This is a genomic window from Dickeya zeae NCPPB 2538, assembly GCF_000406165.1.
In the GTDB taxonomy this organism is placed as follows: domain Bacteria; phylum Pseudomonadota; class Gammaproteobacteria; order Enterobacterales; family Enterobacteriaceae; genus Dickeya; species Dickeya zeae.
The window spans coordinates 545090-562356 of the sequence record NZ_CM001977.1 but is presented as its reverse complement, the minus strand read 5'-3'; the positions used below and the strand labels follow the sequence as shown (position 1 = coordinate 562356).

The following is a 17267-nucleotide window of genomic DNA, read 5'->3' as shown; positions in this document are numbered from 1 at the left end:
AAAATGTTTGCGCTAACATTACTAGCGAAGATATCGGCAGCACACCACCCTATTGAATGCAGTTTGTACAGATGATCACGATCCGGAGATGTTTGGGAAATTGCACGATGAAAAATGATAGCGCAAACATATAATGTATCCGCACCATACCGGGTAGCGAGGTTATCCCGCCGGTGCTACTGCGACCTACTGGCAAAAAGACACGACTTCACCAATAATCCACGCCCAGATACCACCCGACAACCCAAGAGCCTGGCTGATTGTGAGCACCCAAAAAACAACGCGACATGCTGCTGTGACACGTGCCCCCACGTTAGATGACGTTGCCAAAGCGGCGGGGCTGTCGTCCATGACAGTCAGCCGCGCCCTCAACACCCCGGCGTTGGTCCGTGCCTCCACCATCGAAAAAGTGCAGGAAGCGGTGCGTGCTACCGGGTATATCCCGAACGCGCTGGCGGGTGGATTGGCCTCCCGGCGCAGTAAGTTGATCGCCGTTGTGGTGCCGCAAATCAACAACAATATGTTTGTCGATACGATTCAGGCCATCAGCGATGAGCTGGCGCAGCGCGGTTATCACATGCTGCTGTGTGTGGCGGGCTATACCCCGCAGACGGAAGAAGAACTGGTGGCGACGCTGCTGTCACGCCGTCCTGATGGCGTTGTGCTGACCGGCATCCATCATTCGCCATCGCTCAAAAAAATTCTGCTGAACGCGGCGGTTCCGGTGGTGGAAATCTGGGACCTCACGCCAACACCGCTGGATATGCTGGTGGGGTTTTCCCATGAAAAAGTTGGGTTGGCGATCGGGGAGTATATTCACCGTAAAGGGTATCAACGCCCTGGGCTTATCTGGACGACAGACCCGCGCGCAGCAAGGCGCAAAGCCGGTTTATATGACGCGCTGAGCCGCTATCAATTGACCCCGATGCACTGTGTCGATACCCCACTGCCCGCCACGCTGGCGTTGGGTCGCCACGGCGTCGCTCAGTTATTGGATACGATGTCTCCCGACATCATCCTGTGCAGTTCAGACACGCTGGCGCAGGGTGCCATCATGGAAGCGGAAAACCGTGGTCTGCACGTTCCACATGACCTGGCGGTGATGGGGTTTGGCGACCTGGATTTTGCCGCCAGCAACCGGCCTTCCCTCACGACGATAGCTATCGACAGACAAGAGATGGGCCGCCGGGCCGCCGCCCTACTGGCAGACCATATTGCAGGGCATACCCCCAGCGACACGATTATTGATATCGGCTTTGAACTTATCGAGCGGGAATCGACATAGCCGGATAAGCAGCCATGGGCTGACCCTTTATCGTCCTACACGCCCCCACATCAGAGCGCGAGCACGCGTTGGCTGGCTCAGCCTAAATGCGTATGCCCGATGCTACTGTCTTCAGGCTCCAGCTCGGACAACCCGTGCAAAATGCCACAGTCATCCACCGTTTGCGTCACCTGACAGCGCTGGCTGATATCCATCAGTTGCGCTTTCAGTTGCTGTAGCTGCGCCAGGCGTGCTTCGACATGCCCCAGATGTTCATTCAGCAACGCGTTAACCCCTTCACAACTGGCGGCCGGTTGCTCGCTCAGTGCAATCAGCGCGCGAATTTCATCGTGGTTCATGTCCAATGAGCGGCAGTTACGGATAAACCGCAGCCTGTCGACATGAAACTGATGATAGTGACGATAGTTCCCTTCGGTGCGTTCCGGTTCAGGCAGCAGCCCTTTCTTCTCATAAAAACGAATGGTTTCCGGTGTGGTGTTGGTCGCTTTCGACAGATCGCCAATTTTCATGTGACTCCCCTTGACTCTGTAGTTGCTACAGGGTTTTTACTACAACAAAATCCCGAACAGGAATCAACCATGTCAGAAAAACATTCCCCGACTTCTGTGCGCCAGCTCCAGCCTGTCGCACCGGAAAAACCGGGCAAGGCCCTGTTCCGTCCACATCATCAGACGCCAGCCGGGTCATGCCAGACAGTTCATGCCGCCCGGCAATCGGAACAGACTTGCGCTCATCACTGCTGCGACAATGCGGTACAACACAATCCGATGCAACACAATGCGGTACAACCTGTTAGTGTGCTGGCGAGCGCCGAGCGCACTGGCGATCAGCAACGCACGCCAATCCGCATCATGCAGATGGACTGCCCGACGGAAGAAACGATGCTGCGCAAAAAGCTCGATACGTTGCCGGAAGTCAGCGCGCTGGAATTCAACCTGATGCAGCGGGTGATGACCGTCACCCACCGTTACGATGCGCTGGACACCGTTCTGGCCGCTATCCGCGCGTTAGGGTTTGAGCCTGAAGTGCGTGCCGCAAATGACCGCTCCGCCCTGCCGCCTGAGCCGAAGAAGTCCTGGTGGCCATTGGGGCTGGCGGTGCTCGCCGCCGGTGCAGCCGAAGCCGTGAAATGGAGCGCCCTGCCTGAATGGTGGGCGGCGTTGCTGGCAATCCTTGCTGTAGCTGTCAGTGGGTTGACCACCTATCGCAAAGGCTGGACGGCCCTTCGCACTGGCAACCTGAACATTAATGCGCTGATGAGTATCGCAGTGACCGGTGCGCTTATCCTGCAACAGTGGCCGGAAGCCGCGATGGTCATGGTGCTGTTTACCCTCGCTGAGCACATCGAAGCCCGCTCGCTGGACCGCGCCCGTAACGCCATCGCCGGGCTGATGAATCTGGCACCGGAGACCGCCACCGTGCAGCAACCGGATGGCAACTGGCGTGACGTGGAAGCCAACACCATTACACCCGGCAGCATCGTGCGGGTGCGCCCCGGCGAACGCATCGCACTGGATGGCGACATCACCCGTGGTCATTCCGCGGTTAATCAGGCACCGATTACCGGCGAAAGCCTGCCGGTGGATAAGCGCGTCGGCGACAGCGTATTTGCCGGTACCATCAATGAAAGCGGTTCATTTGAATATCGGGTAACGGCGGCGGCGGCCAACACCACGCTGGCACGCATTATTCACGCGGTAGAACAGGCGCAAGGTACCCGGGCACCGACACAACGGTTTGTCGATCAGTTTGCCCGCGTTTATACCCCGCTGGTCTTTCTGGGGGCGTTACTGGTAGCGGTCCTGCCGCCGTTGCTGACTGGCGGTGGTTGGCTGGAATGGACCTACAAAGCGCTGGTATTGCTGGTGATCGCCTGCCCGTGCGCGCTGGTGATTTCTACCCCGGTCACCATCGTCAGTGGGCTGGCGGCGGCCGCACGACGCGGTATTTTGATTAAAGGCGGGGTGTTCCTGGAAAAAGGACATGCGCTCTCCTGGCTAGCGCTGGATAAAACCGGCACGCTGACCCACGGCAAACCGGTACAAACCTGTTTTGAACCGGTCGCTGACGCGGATGACGCCCGTTGTCGGCAACTGGCTGCCAGTCTGGCCAGCCGTTCAGACCACCCAGTGTCACAGGCCGTGGCAAAAGCGGCACAGGAAGCCGGTACGCCATTGCTGGACGTCGATAACTTCAGTGCCGTTGCCGGACAAGGCGTCATCGGTACGTTACAAGGGCAGCGCTATTTCCTCGGCAACCTGCGGCTGGCCCGGCAATGGCTGGGTGATGCGGCGGCGGCAATCAGCGAGCGGCTGACAGCACTGGAGCAGGCCGGTAACACGGTGATCATACTGGGTGACGAACGGCGGATTCTGGCGCTGATGACGGTAGCCGACACCGTAAAACCCTCCAGTCAGGAGGCCATCAACGCGCTGCATCAGGCGGGTATCAAAACCCTGATGCTTACCGGCGATAACCAGTACGTGGCGCAGGCTATCGCCCGCGACGTCGGGATTGATGAAGCACGTGGCAACCTGTTGCCGGAAGATAAACTGTCGCAGATTGAACGGCTATCGGCGCAGGGCGTCACCGGGATGGTTGGTGACGGCATCAATGACACCCCGGCGCTGGCGCGTGCCGATATCGGTTTCGCGATGGGGGCCATGGGGGCCGACAGTGCCATCGAAACCGCCGATGTGGCGCTGATGAACGATGATTTACGCAAGATCCCGGAATTTGTGCGTATTTCTAAAGCCACCCGCGCCATCTTAATTCAAAACATCGTACTGGCACTCGGCATCAAAGCCGTGTTCCTGACGCTCACGTTGCTGGGCATGGGGACGATGTGGATGGCGGTCTTTGCCGATGTCGGTGCCAGTTTGCTGGTGGTCGGCAATGGTCTGCGGCTGCTGCGTCAGGCAGCAGTGAGTACATACAAACCTCAATCGGCGTAACCCGACACCGGGCAGGCGCAAAGGATTCCGCCGCAGGCACAATATCACCGTGGCCCCACCTGTGGGGCCTTACTCCGCGAGGTATCGGCGACCGGCAGGTGACGACTGATGACAGAACGAGGCTTAAGACCGGTGCTCGCTTAACAGCCAATAAGTACTTACTCACTTTTTATAGCGTCTGGCATTTATGGCGTCGGGTATCAGGCGGGCGACTCACCGCCCGCTTTTTCGCCGACAACCGCTCCACGTTATAGCCTGCCGATAAAATTAGTGATTACTCACTTCACTAACCAGATAGCTGCACCATCAGACGCTGGCCACCCCATACCCCACCGCAGTCAATACCCCCCAACACACTGCACCACGCTATAATTGCACCATGAAAGTGCAGTTCAATGCGCTACCGTGAATCGGTTGTCTGCCCAGAGCAACACCGGATTCTGATCTGGCGCTCTGGTAACAACTGGCATGTGGATTGCAAAGACAAAATCCTATCCTACAAAACCGGCGTGACAACAGGGAATTCACGTCGTATTGCGTCAATACAACCGAACAAGGAGCGACGATGATTACGTTGGAACAGTTTAATCTGCTCAGCGTTAGCGAAGCGGTGACGCTGATAACGCCGTGCGTGGCGTTGCCTGGCTGGGCCAAACAGGTCACCGCAGGCCGCCCCTACGGCAACCGCGCCGCCCTTCTGGCTGCCGGGCTACAGGCGACTCAAGGCTGGCAGGAAGAAGAGCTGGCGCAGGCGCTACGCACCCACCCTCGTATCGGCGAACCGGTCATGAGTGTCGCAGGCATTAGCACATCCGGTCGGGAACCGATGATGGCGCACAGCAACGAGAATACGCTGGCTAACGCACTGCGTACGGGCAATGCCCGTTACGAATCCCGCTTTGGCCGGGTGTTTCTGATCCACGCCAAAGGCCGTAGCGGCGAAGAAATCTTACGCATCCTGCATCGACGGCTGCAAAACGATGACCGGCAAGAAGCGGCGGAAGCGCTGGAACAGCTGCGCCAGATTACCCTGCTCAGGCTGGAAAACATGATCAGCGAATAAACCGCGGGTGATACCGGCTAACACGCTGAAATGACTGAAAGGTGTCTCGTTACCCGGCGGTATCCCAACACCTGCGGGATACCGCCCGGTGGTTTATCGGCCTATCCGTCTGTCGGTCTATCACACTGGCGGCTCAGATAACGGCGGAAGTGCTCCGTCACGATAGAAATAACCGACAAACTCACTCACATCCTGCTGGAACAGGTGTAAATGCTGGCGAATTTTTTCATCCGGCCAATCCCACCAGCATAACTGTTCCAGTTTTTCCGCCATTGTTGGGTCCTCAAAACGTGGGCGCAACACCCGCGCCGGGTTACCGACAACAATGGTCCAGGCGGGAACCGATTTAGTCACGATACTGCCCGCACCGATGATAGCGCCATTGCCGATAGTCACCCCCGGCAACACAATCGCACCATGACCTATCCAGACATCATGACCGATCACGACCTCATCTTGCTGACGCCAGTTGAAAATCTCTTCGTCTACCGCCGCCGGGTTGTCGCTCAATCGGTATTTTCCGGGGCGATAGGTGAAATGATGCAGCGTTGGCCGCCACCACGGGTGGTTGCTGGGGTTGATACGAACGTGCGAAGCAATCGAGGTAAATTTGCCGATGCGGGTAAACATCAGGTCGCAATCATTCATGATGTAGCTGTAATCCCCCAACGCGACATGATTGAGCACAGTACGGTCGGCGACTTCCGTCCAGCGCCCTAATTCGATGTGGTAGGCTTGTACGTCGTTGGCAATACGGGGTTCCGGGCTAAGGACCGGTGATGGCGATTGAGGACTCATAATCGGTTTCCTGGTTCGTTGACACGTGATAGGCGTTAAAACAGTATTCCCATCAAAACAATACGCGTTGGCACACGTTATGCGTGAAAACACAGCACGTGACATCACGCATAACGCGCGTAACGACATAAAAAGCCCATCCTGTCACTGAGCGATGACAACAGCATGTCAGCCCCGGCGCGATTAAGATCCGCTTACAACTCCATGTCAGTATGAAATTTACCCGTCACCAAAGTACGCCTAACCTAGGCGTATAAACCGTTTATTTATTCATTCATTTACATCCATCAATCCACGCTACTGGGAGGAGTCATGAACCCGTTACGCCGCCGCTTTGTCCTGCAATTACCGCTCCTGGCTTACGGGATGTCGCTATTCGCCCACGCCCGAGCTGACGATACGTTCAGCACCATGCGTCCATCCGGCTCTCTCGTGCCGACACCACGCGACATCGGCGGCAAATTCAACCCCGACGGCAGCGTGCGCCGCTTTCCCGGCAACACCATTATTTCCCACATTCCGCTGGGCTCTGCCGCCTCGGGTGCGTTTATGGCCGTGCGCGATACGCTTAAACAACAGGATTTCAGCCACTGCCTGACCTTTACTCCCCCGTCCAGCTACCACATGACGGTATTTGAAGGCGTGACCGAATCGAAACGCCGTTTGCCGTTCTGGCCCGCAGGCCTGCCGATTGATGCCCCCTTGTCGGTCTGTAGCGATTATCTGGCACGTAAGCTGACGGGATTCGAGTTGCAGGCCACATTGCCGTTTAAAATGCGGATCACCGATTTCAACGCCCATCAGGATGCCGGCGTGACCGTGCGTCTGACCCCCGTGGACGATAACGAGGAGCGCAAACTGCGCACACTACGCGACCGGTTATCCGAACAATTGGGGATACGCGCACCGGACCATGACACCTACGGCTTTCATGTGACGTTAGGGTATCTGGTGCGCTGGATGACGGAAGACGAATCAGAGGCTTACCTGAAAGCCCAGCAGGCCTGCCTGCATTACCTGCAACAACAGGTACCGGTGCTGGAACTGGGCGTGCCGGAGTTTTGCGTCTTCAACGACATGTTTGCTTTCGATACCCAGTTAAACATCGGCCAGCCTGTTACCACCGTGCCGCTCACCGCCTGAGTAGGGTGAGAACCCAATGGCGAAAAAACGGCATTGACAGTGTTAACGCGCCATCACGCTCGTCAGGGTGCCCGCAATAGCGCATAAAAAAACCCCTTCAGTGAACTGAAGGGGCCGGGTCGCCTAAAAAATCAGGTTAATGCATGAGGGTTGCAGCCCGAAAGTGACCACGGGTCACAGGACGGAATAGGGTCAGTCAGAATCCGGTTACGCCTGCGTTCTGATCAAGTAATCAAACGCACTCAGGGAGGCTTTAGCGCCTTCGCCCGTGGCGATAATAATCTGTTTGTAAGGCACGGTAGTGCAGTCACCGGCGGCAAACACCCCTTTCACGCTGGTTTCGCAGCGAGCGTCTATCTCAATTTCGCCAATACGGTTGCGATTAATCGCGCCGTCCAGCCAGTTGGTATTCGGCAGCAGGCCGATTTGTACGAAAATCCCTTCCAGCGCCAGCTTATGAACGCTGTCGGTGGTGCGATCTTTATACTGCAAGCCAGTGACTTTCTGGCCGTCACCCAGCACTTCAGTGGTCTGTGCGTTGACGATCACATCGACGTTCGGCAGGCTACGCAGCTTAGCCTGTAACACGGAGTCGGCTTTCAGTTCCGGTGCGAACTCCAGCAAGGTCACATGCTTCACCACGCCGGCCAGATCAATCGCTGCTTCCACGCCGGAGTTACCGCCGCCAATCACCGCCACATGCTTGCCTTTGAACAGCGGGCCGTCGCAATGCGGACAATAGGTGACGCCACGGGTACGGTATTGTTCTTCACCCGGCACGTTCATGTTGCGCCAGCGCGCACCGGTAGCAATGATAATGCTACGGGATTTCAGCACCGCGCCCGACGCGGTTTCGATTTGGTGCGGCTGACCCGGTTCAGAAGCGGGGATCAGTTTTTGCGCGCTCTGCAAATCGATGACGTCAACGTCGTAGTCATCCACATGCGTTTTCAGCGCCGTCGCCAGTTTGGCACCTTCAGTTTTCGGTACCGAAATGTAGTTTTCAATATCGACGGTATCCAGAATCTGGCCGCCGAAACGCTCGCCCATCAAACCGGTGCGGATGCCTTTGCGGGCCGCGTACACCGCCGCAGCTGCCCCTGCCGGGCCACTGCCGACAATCAGCACGTCATACACCGGGCGGCTGTTAAGCTTATCGACCACGCGGGCATTGGCACTGGTGTCAATTTTGCCGACGATTTCCGCCAGGCTCATGCGGCCCTGGCTGAAGTGCTCGCCGTTCAGGAATACCGTGGGAACCCCCATGATATTGCGATCTTTGATCTCATCCTGAAACACACCGCCGTCGATCGCCGTATGGGTCACGTTCGGATTCAGGATGGACATTAAATTCAGCGCCTGTACCACATCCGGGCAGTTATGACAGGTCAGCGAATAATAGGTTTCGAAGTGGAATTTACCGTCCAGGTCGCGGATTTGATCGAGGAGTTCTTGCGCTTCTTTCGACGGATGTCCACCGGTTTGCAGTAACGCCAGCACCAGCGAGGTGAATTCGTGTCCCATCGGCGCACCGGCAAAGCGCGGCCCGTTGGCAGCCCCTGGGTTGGTGACCAGAAACGACGGTTTACGCACCGGCAGATCGTTATTTTCAAAGAAACTGACTTTGTCGGACAACCCGGCGATGTCAGTCAGCAAAGCCCGGACTTCAGCAGATTTCGCTGAGTCGTCCAGTGTCGCCACTAACTCAACAGGTTTGGTTAATTTTTCCAGGTAGGTTTTCAACTGGAGTTGTACGTTATTGTCGAGCATAGATGATCCTTGGCGTTGGCGTAAAAAATCGGGTGCGGGGCACCCGATAAAAAACATCAGAGGGAGAGGGAAAATCAGTCTTAGATCTTGCCAACCAGGTCCAGAGACGGTGCCAGTGTGGCATCACCTTCTTTCCATTTAGCCGGGCACACTTCACCAGGGTGAGAGGCCACGTACTGAGCCGCTTTTACTTTACGCAACAGGTCAGACGCATCACGGCCGATGCCTTCAGCGGTGATTTCCACCGCCTGGATGATGCCCTGCGGGTCGACAATGAAAGTACCGCGGTCGGCCAGGCCTTGATCTTCACGCATGTTTTCGAAGTTACGGGTCAGCGCGCCAGTCGGGTCGCCGATCATCGCGTATTTGATTTTAGCGATGGTTTCAGAGCTGCTGTGCCAGGCTTTGTGAGTAAAGTGGGTATCGGTGGATACAGAGTAGATATCGACGCCGATTTTCTGAAACTCGTCGTAGTAGTCCGCAACGTCGCCCAGTTCGGTCGGGCAGACAAACGTAAAGTCAGCCGGATAGAAGAAGAACACGCTCCATTTACCTTCGATGTTCTGCTCGGTGACTTCGATGAACTGACCATCTTTGAAGGCCTGGTTTTTAAACGGTTTAACTTTAGTATTGATAACGGACATCTCTGTTTCCTCATGTGTTCCAATGTGTTTGGCTTGGAAGCTAAGGTACAAAAATGTGACGGATGTCGCTAATGCGTTGTCCGTATCAAATCGATAAGTGATACCTAACGTTTTGCCAGTAGCACAATCACAAAAATACCGCCTAACCCGGCGGTCACGATCCCCACGGGGAGTTCCTGCGACGCCAGCAAGATACGGCTTAAGGTATCGCCGATACCCAGCAATACCGCGCCCAGCAAGCCACACAGCACCAGCAACTGGCGATGGCGCGTACCAACCAGCGGACGGCACAAATGCGGCACCATCAGCCCGACAAATCCGATCACCCCGGTCAGTGACACCAACAATGCCGTCGCCAGCGCGCAGCACAGGAACACCTCAAGGCGCAGCCGGTTGACATTGACCCCCATCGATACCGCCGTCTGTTCACCAGCCAGCAAACTGTCCAGCGCCCGCCAGCGCGCCATCACAACGCCAATCAATATCAACAGGCTGCACAGCGCTACCGGCAGATTATCCCAACGCGCCAGCCCCAGCCCGCCCAGAGACCAAAACAGCACCGCACTGGCAGCGCGTTGGTCACCGGAAAACACCAGATAGCTGGTTAACGCCCCAAACAGAAAGGAAATCGCCAGCCCGCAGATCACCAGATGCTCCGCCTGTCGTCCCTGACGCAGAAAAAACAGCAACGTCACCGACAGCGCCGAGCAAATCCCCCCGCCAAACGCCGCAACCGGTAGCGTGAAGGCACCAAACCATTCGCCAAAGCGGGTTATCACCAGCACAGCCCCCGCCGACGCGCCGGAGGACAACCCGAACAGAAAAGGATCCGCCAGATCGTTCCGGGTGGTGGTTTGTAGTAACGCGCCGACCATCGCCAGCCCGGCGCCGGTGATGGCCGCCAGCAGGGTGCGCGGCACACGCAGCTCCAGCACGATGCGGCGCACCGTCTCCGGTACGCCAGGGTGCTCCGGCATCAGCGCCGTTAGTACCTGCACCAGCGGGATCCGGATGGCTCCCACTGCAGTGCTAAAGAGCATCACCACCAGCAACACCAACAGCGTGAGCAGGCAGACCGCCGTATAGTGGCGACACGACCTCATTGCGAGGCTGCCGGATAAAGCGCGTGGGCGAGTTTTTCAATCGCCGTGATATTGGCCGGTCCCGGCGTCAGCTCGGCATACTGCAATTTCAGGTAGCGCTGGTGTTCCACCGCCGGGGTATGCTTCATCAGCGGATGCGTCTGCAAAAAATGCTGCAACGCCGCTGCGCCGCCACCATTCTGGTAGTCGAGTAAAATGATCAGGTCCGGTTGCGCCGCCGCGACCGTTTCCCAGGAGGTGGTGGCCCAGCTCGCCGCCATGCCATCCATCACATTACGGCCCCCCGCAGCCTCGATAATGGCGGTAGGCATGGCGTATTCCCCACTGGTAAAGGGCTTATCCTCACCGGAGTCATACACAAACACCTTCAGTGGTGCCTGGCCTGTCGGCGGTTTGGGCAAGGCCGCCAGCCGCGTTTTCCATTGTTCAACCAGCGCCTGCGCTTGTTCCGCACGACCGAAAATTTTCCCCAGCGTCAGCACGTCGTCATACAGCAATGCCATGCTGGCGCGTGGGCGATGTGAGTCTTCAAAAATACAGCTTTCACTCAGCACTAGCGTTTTGATGCCGTAGGTCGCCAGCGTATCCGGCGTGACCTCACCCCCCACCTTCATACCGTAATTCCAGCCCGCAAAGAAAAAATCCGGGTTGGCACCCAGCAGGGTTTCCAGCGACGGGTATTTCGGCGATAGCTCAGGAATCGTCCCCATTTGCTGGCGAAATTCCGGCGTCATCTTGTACCAACCGCTGATACCGGTCAGACCGACAATCTGCGGTTGCAGGTGCAACGCGAAGGCCATTTCCGCCATGTTAAGGTCATTGATGATGGCGCGCTGCGGCGCTTGTGTGAAGGTCAGCGGTTTACCACAACTGTACACCGTCACCGGGAACCCCGACGCCTGCGCAGCCATAGCGCTGCATCCCAACAAGACACATATCATGCTGGCAAAGGTGCTGAACCGCAGCCCGCCACTACTGACTTTATTCATAGATTTCCTCTGGTTATAAACCCGCTGGTGCAGGCAGGCACATCGAAAAGACGTAACGGCAAACCGGTTTGCGGATGAGAGACCGTAAAGCTGTTAATGCCAAACACCGGGTAGACAGTCTCACTGGCCAGCGCCCGTGCGGGTACGTCCCAGCACACCTGCCGTCCCTGGCACAACACCAGCACCCGGTCGGCAAACGCCTCTACTAGCGACAAATCGTGCAATACTGCGACCACCGCGATACCACGTTGCCGGACCAGCGCCAGCAGCGCCGCCCGCCCAAGCGGATCCAAATGGTTGGTCGGCTCATCCAGCAGCAGAACCTCCGGGCGTTGCGCCAGGGCGCGCGCCAGAAACGCCCGCTGACGCTCTCCCCCTGATAGCACTGCCAGTCTGCGTTGTCGTAGCGGCAACAGGCCGGTTTCCTCCAGCACGTGCGTCACCGTCTCCTGCTGTGCCACTGGCGACAGGGCATCCGCGTGCGGCAGGCAACCCAGCGACACGTACTCTTCCACCGTGAGCGCCAGACTGGGGGTATCATGCTGGCTCATCAGCGCCATATGCCGTGCCCGTTGCTGGCGAGACAACTGCGCCAGCGGTTTATCGCCCAGCCAGATGCGCCCACCTGCGGGCGGCGGGTCATGCAATAAGGCGCGCAACAGCGTGGATTTACCGCTGCCGTTAGGGCCGACGATCGCCAGACATTCATTACTCCCGACTGAAAAGTGAATATCAGTCAGTACCCGTTGACCGGTCGTGTGTACCGCATTCAAATTCTCTACCCGTAACAAGGGCGGCATGGTCTGCCACATGTCAGAACCCCTCCCATATCCCACAACTTTATTTGTTACGTTATAACATAACAAATAAAAGATACCAAAACGCGGTCACCATGAAGGTGGATGAAGAGTGGATGGCGGGCAGGATGGAGAATGAGAGGGTATGGGCTTCGTGCCCGTCATGAACGCTTACAAACTGTACGATTATTGGATAAGTGCGAAGGATGCGAAGCAGAAAAGGGTATGTTATAACAAGCCACGTTATGTCCTTTTCAACACGGCTTTTTTCAATACGGTTGCCCGGCAACCTACAGGTGGTAGGTGATGAAACTCAGAATGTCGCTGGTTTTTCTCTCGTTTGCAGCGGCCAACGCGTCGGCGTTTCAGGCCAAACTGACGCCAGTCAATCCGAATGACGCCGCGAAACTGGCGCAGATGGAAACCGCGTTCAGCAACGGCCATGCCGCCACCAGTCCGTTGGGCATTTGTGATGCCACTTCAGTGAGCGGTTGTAACTGTCCGTTTTGCACCCAGTTGAGAAGTATTGGCCGTTAACCGTTAGTCATGACGAAACAGGGTCATGACGAAACGCCAGCCAGGGTTTTACGATGACTGACATCGGGAAGGCCGACCGGTGCATACCCCTGGCGCTGGTAAAACTGCGCCGCCTCAGGGGTGTCGGTAAAAAGATATAATTCGCGAAAATAGCTCGCCGCCGCCTGTTCGATAACGGTTAACAGCTCACGCCCTACCCCCTGCCGACGGTAATCCGCAGCAACATAAAAACGCCGCAACCGCCCAATCTGCGGCATACCCGCTTGCTGATTGACGCCGCCAATCGCCACCAGACGCTCAGCCTCAAACGCGGCAAATAGCCCTTCACCGGGTAAGCGGAAATCATTAGCGCCAGACTGAAACTCCGCCTGCAACCGGCATAAAAACCGAAACCCTTGCTGTTGACTTTCAGCTATCAGCACCGCCAGCGCGTCAGGCAATGCGTCAAGACGTACAATTTGCACACTCACACCCATTCCTGTGCCCGCTCCAGCACGGTACGCAACGGCAGGTGCGCGTCGTATTGCTGCCAAAGCTGTTGATACCAGCTCTCATCGCCCAACGAGCGATGAATACACAATATCGTGTGGTCGCACTGTCGGGTTGCTGCGGCATACAACCGTGGGTCACCTTGTGTCAGCACCGCCAGCAGACGGCGCATTTCCACCATATACGGGCGGGCGAACACCGGGTCCTGTTCCAGAACATTACGGCTGTTATCAATCAGATCGCACAGTTTGATGCTCTGCGCTTGCGGGCAGGCGGCCGCACTGTGCAGCAAATTGGCGTTCTTGCGGTGAATACGCTCGCCACCGTCCTGACGGGTGCGAACATCGGTCAGCATTTCCACATAACGGGCCACCTGCGAGCCAAACAACCGGGTCACCTGTTCCAGTGTCACCGGGGTATCCTCCACCGTGTCATGCAACCAGGCAGCGGCAATCATCTCCTGCGACGGCTCAATTTGCATCAGCAAGGTGACGACCGCCGCCGGATGAACAATATAAGGCTCACCGGTATATTTCCGTTTTTGCTCGCAGGCGGCATGCGCCTCGGTAGCAAATACCCGTGCTCGTTCAATCAGTGTCATTTTTCCGCTCCTCAAAAGGAGTCAATGTCTGGCGAGATATCGTTGCAGCCTCATTATCAAACCTGCCCCATCATCAAACCAGACCCGCCCTCCCCCTATACGGGGAATAGCCATCAACGGGATACCGTTATCAATGCGACACAGTTATCAATGTGACGTAGTTATCAACGTAATGTAGTTATAAACACGACATAGTCATAAACAAAGCAGAGTGATAAACAAGACACAGCCATCAACGAAACACGGCTATATACCCAAAATAATTCGAGTTGCGGGACAACACGCTAGCGTGTTGAACAACGCCATGCGTTGGCCCTTTAGGGCAAGGCTCGTTAGAGCCTTGTAACGCGGCAAGAGAGCGAACCCCGATGAGCTTACTCAGGTAAGAGATTCGGGTGAGCAAACGCAGCCAACGCACCTGCAACTTGAAGTATGACGGGTATAAATGATGTTGAAAAACGTCGCCAGACTACTTGCTGCCTTTATTAAATAATAAACGATCTCTGAAATAATTCGAGTCACGCCCTGGTTGCCAGCGCCGTTTTTATTCCGCCAGATAAGTTTGTTGGTATTGAGAAAAAGTCTGTGTGGTTTTATTCCAAGGTTATTTCCACTGGTTTTGTTAAATAAATCAAACTTTGAGCAGATCCACAGAGGCACGGCAGGCCGTTGCGCGATACCGATACTGAAGGTCAAAAAGCAAGGTGTGGAAAAGCATCGAGTGTGGAATAAACGGCATCTGGCGGCTAACAAGTAACAACGAGTAATGAAAAGAGAAAGGGGATTATCACCGACGTTCAATGTCGGAAACGGCGATGCAATAGGTAAAAAAGTGTGTGGTGGGCGGCTGACGCGGCGGAACTACGATGCTTAGGCAAGTCAAAGCGATGGCGTTAGTGAAGACAAACATCATGACGTCTGGGTATGCCAAACAGTGTGCGCATTACCTGATAGGGCAGGAAACGACTTTATTGTACCTCGAAAATAATTTATTCAATAAAGCCTATCTGATCATAAATTTCATGTTCAACATTATGTTCTTTAATGGATTTTATGCCCAAGGTAGATATCCGCAGTCAGTTTATAAATGGCGTATAATATATCATTTTTTAAAATCAAAGCGCCCAAACGGGCGCCCGACCTTAACAGGTTTGTACTTTAGCTTGAGTGGATTCCCTACTACTAAACGAGGTGAGGGAGGTGAGTAATACTGCCAAAACCAATGAGCCTCCCATAAAGACATAAGAAGCACCGGGACCGCCAGTTAACCCATTCAGATAACCGACAATCCATGAGCCTACGAATGACCCCAGAGCGCCGAAACTTACGATAAAAGCCATCGCACCAGCCATCACATTACGCGGGATCATTTCTGGTATCGCCGCAAAGAATGGCCCGTAAGGTGTATACATCGCGCCACCGGCAACCATCAGTAGAACATAAGAGAGCAAAAAGTTGGATGCTCCTATAGTAAACGATCCAATAAAACAGATTGCACCCAGTCCTAAAAACAGAAGAACTATTATTTTACGATTAAGAAATTTATCTGAATACCAGGATGCAGTCAGCATAAGTGGAACAGCTAATAAGTATGGAGCTGCGGATAACCAGCCTGTTGCTACAATACCAAGGCCGGAGGCTGATTTCAAAATAGAGGGTAGCCACATAATGAAACCATACATCCCAATATTCCAGAAGAAATGGATAAATGACAGAGATAAGACCTTACCAGAGCGAAATGCTTCACTGTAATTTTTGATTTCTTTGATATTGGTTTGCTCTGCTGCCAGTGCTGCTTCAATATCTTCTTTTTCTTGAGCTGTTAACCATTTAGCTTCGGTGGGTCTGTCAACAAATATAAACAACCAGATAGCAGCCCAGATGATTGCGGGTACGCCTTCAATAATAAACATACCTCGCCAGCCAAAGGCATCCACGAGGTAACCTGATAGCACCGACATCCAGAGTACGGTGATGGGGTTGCCAAGAAAAAGAAAGGTATTGGCTTTAGAACGCTCTTTCTTAGTAAACCAATGACTTAAGAACACAAGCATTGCGGGCATGACAACGCTTTCAGCGATACCAAGCAGAAAACGAATAACGGCGAGAAATTTCACATTATGGACCATGCCAGTCGCTGTTGCTAATATCCCCCAAAGGAGTAAGCTCCAAAAAATAAGTTTCTTAGCACTTCTTTTTTCTGCGTAAATACCACCAGGAACCTGAAAGAAAAAATATCCGAGGAAAAATAGTGCGCCTAGTAATGAGGAAACTCCTGGTGTGATATTGAGATCCTCAGCCATACCAGAAGCAGCACCGAACCCATAATTAGCGCGATCGAGATAAGCAAGACTATAGGTAATAAATGCCAAGGGGATTAATTTCCGCCAGCGGATTGGCGCTAATTTTTTTTGTATGTTTTGAATCATAATTTATTTCCATTTAATTACCGCCTTTCGCTCAGCGAAAAGCAGCAGATATTAATTACAGCACGGCGAGCCAGCCGCCATCGACATAAATAATTTGCCCGTTGATATAATCCGATGCTTTGGAGGATAAGAAGACGGCGGTACCGATGAGCTCATCCGGACGACCCCAGCGCTGCGAGGGGTTGCTGCTTTTCACCCAGGTGTCGAACTGTTTGTCTTCGATAAGCGCGGTGTTCATATCCGTCAGAATGTAGCCCGGCCCAATGGCATTGGTCTGGATATTAAACTGCGCCCATTCTGCCGCCATTGAGCAGGTGAGCATTTTGATGCCGCCTTTTGCCGCCGTGTACGGGGCAACGGTCGGGCGTGCGGCCTGGCTGGTGAGCGAACCAATATTAATGATTTTCCCGCCGCTGTTGCGGGCGATCATCCGTTTTGCCGCCGCGCGGGAGACCAGAAACGCACTGGTCAGGTTGGTGTCGATCACCTTCTGCCAGTTTTCCAGCTCCAGTTCTACCATCGGTTTACGGTACTGGATGCCTGCGTTATTGATCAGGATATCCACATCCATCCCCTGCGCATCCAGTTGGCTAAAGGCGGCCTCAATCGCCTGTTCATCGGTGACATCAAAAGCAACACCATGTGCGTCGTAGCCTTTGCTGGCC

Annotated in this window: 16 protein-coding genes; 5 read left to right on the top strand and 11 right to left on the bottom strand. The window is 54.9% G+C overall.

All coding sequences use genetic code 11. The annotated features are described in order from the left end of the window. The first annotated feature begins 262 nt into the window (after positions 1-262). Positions 263-1285, top strand: coding sequence for a LacI family DNA-binding transcriptional regulator (locus DZE2538_RS02575; RefSeq protein ID WP_050568651.1), 1023 nt, complete (start codon positions 263-265; stop codon positions 1283-1285). Positions 1286-1362: 77 nt separating this feature from the next. On the opposite strand, the gene cadR is transcribed toward DZE2538_RS02575, so the two are convergent. Continuing rightward, positions 1363-1794: a Cd(II)/Pb(II)-responsive transcriptional regulator gene (cadR, locus tag DZE2538_RS02570; RefSeq protein WP_012883256.1), complete on the bottom strand. Its 432-nt coding sequence runs from the start codon at positions 1792-1794 to the stop codon at positions 1363-1365. Between the two features lie 69 nt (positions 1795-1863). Here cadR and DZE2538_RS02565 point away from each other — a divergent pair, with 69 nt between their 5' ends. Next, positions 1864-4239, top strand: a complete 2376-nt coding sequence (locus tag DZE2538_RS02565) for a heavy metal translocating P-type ATPase (protein WP_236616991.1) — start codon at positions 1864-1866, stop codon at positions 4237-4239. A 565-nt stretch (positions 4240-4804) separates the two neighbouring features. After that, positions 4805-5302, top strand: a complete 498-nt coding sequence (gene uraD, locus DZE2538_RS02560; protein WP_012883254.1) for a 2-oxo-4-hydroxy-4-carboxy-5-ureidoimidazoline decarboxylase — start codon at positions 4805-4807, stop codon at positions 5300-5302. Positions 5303-5422: 120 nt separating this feature from the next. Here the strand turns inward: uraD and DZE2538_RS02555 are convergent, their stop codons facing one another. Then, positions 5423-6100: a DapH/DapD/GlmU-related protein gene (locus tag DZE2538_RS02555; RefSeq protein ID WP_019843733.1), complete on the bottom strand. Its 678-nt coding sequence runs from the start codon at positions 6098-6100 to the stop codon at positions 5423-5425. Between the two features lie 312 nt (positions 6101-6412). Here DZE2538_RS02555 and DZE2538_RS02550 point away from each other — a divergent pair, with 312 nt between their 5' ends. Further along, positions 6413-7243, top strand: a complete 831-nt coding sequence (locus tag DZE2538_RS02550) for a DUF1868 domain-containing protein (RefSeq protein WP_038915513.1) — start codon at positions 6413-6415, stop codon at positions 7241-7243. Positions 7244-7450: 207 nt separating this feature from the next. Here the strand turns inward: DZE2538_RS02550 and ahpF are convergent, their stop codons facing one another. The 5 genes from ahpF to DZE2538_RS02525 all read right to left on the bottom strand — a co-directional run bounded on the left by ahpF (position 7451) and on the right by DZE2538_RS02525 (position 12561). Then, complete coding sequence (gene ahpF, locus DZE2538_RS02545; protein ID WP_038915512.1) at positions 7451-9013, bottom strand: alkyl hydroperoxide reductase subunit F; 1563 nt, start codon at positions 9011-9013, stop codon at positions 7451-7453. Positions 9014-9093: 80 nt separating this feature from the next. After that, positions 9094-9657, bottom strand: coding sequence for an alkyl hydroperoxide reductase subunit C (ahpC, locus tag DZE2538_RS02540; RefSeq protein WP_012883250.1), 564 nt, complete (start codon positions 9655-9657; stop codon positions 9094-9096). Positions 9658-9761: 104 nt separating this feature from the next. Further along, positions 9762-10760 carry a FecCD family ABC transporter permease gene (locus DZE2538_RS02535; RefSeq protein ID WP_038915510.1) on the bottom strand — a complete coding sequence of 333 codons (999 nt, stop codon included), beginning with the start codon at positions 10758-10760 and terminating at the stop codon, positions 9762-9764. After that, a complete protein-coding gene (locus tag DZE2538_RS02530; protein ID WP_038917094.1) occupies positions 10757-11701 on the bottom strand; it encodes an ABC transporter substrate-binding protein in 945 nt (314 codons plus the stop codon). The genes DZE2538_RS02535 and DZE2538_RS02530 overlap by 4 nt, the downstream gene beginning before the upstream one ends. A gap of 44 nt (positions 11702-11745) precedes the next feature. Beyond that, positions 11746-12561 (bottom strand): ABC transporter ATP-binding protein, encoded by an 816-nt coding sequence (locus DZE2538_RS02525; RefSeq protein ID WP_038915508.1) that lies wholly within the window; start codon positions 12559-12561, stop codon positions 11746-11748. A gap of 291 nt (positions 12562-12852) precedes the next feature. Between DZE2538_RS02525 and DZE2538_RS02520 the strand changes: the two genes are divergently transcribed. Next, positions 12853-13083, top strand: a complete 231-nt coding sequence (locus DZE2538_RS02520; protein WP_023638845.1) for a hypothetical protein — start codon at positions 12853-12855, stop codon at positions 13081-13083. 23 nt (positions 13084-13106) lie between these two features. Here the strand turns inward: DZE2538_RS02520 and DZE2538_RS02515 are convergent, their stop codons facing one another. From DZE2538_RS02515 to DZE2538_RS02500, 4 genes are all read right to left on the bottom strand, one after another. Continuing rightward, entirely contained in the window at positions 13107-13559 is a 453-nt protein-coding gene (locus tag DZE2538_RS02515; RefSeq protein WP_050568650.1) for a GNAT family N-acetyltransferase, read from the bottom strand. Beyond that, positions 13550-14173, bottom strand: coding sequence for an HD domain-containing protein (locus tag DZE2538_RS02510; protein ID WP_038913030.1), 624 nt, complete (start codon positions 14171-14173; stop codon positions 13550-13552). Before DZE2538_RS02510 ends, DZE2538_RS02515 begins: the two co-directional genes overlap by 10 nt. A gap of 1142 nt (positions 14174-15315) precedes the next feature. Then, the gene (locus tag DZE2538_RS02505; RefSeq protein WP_080638940.1) at positions 15316-16602 is read right to left on the bottom strand and encodes an MFS transporter; all 1287 of its coding nucleotides are present in this window, start codon (positions 16600-16602) and stop codon (positions 15316-15318) included. Between the two features lie 55 nt (positions 16603-16657). Continuing rightward, positions 16658-17267, bottom strand: a 610-nt coding sequence (locus tag DZE2538_RS02500; RefSeq protein WP_071603549.1) for an SDR family oxidoreductase, incomplete at its 5' end; no start/stop codon positions are given.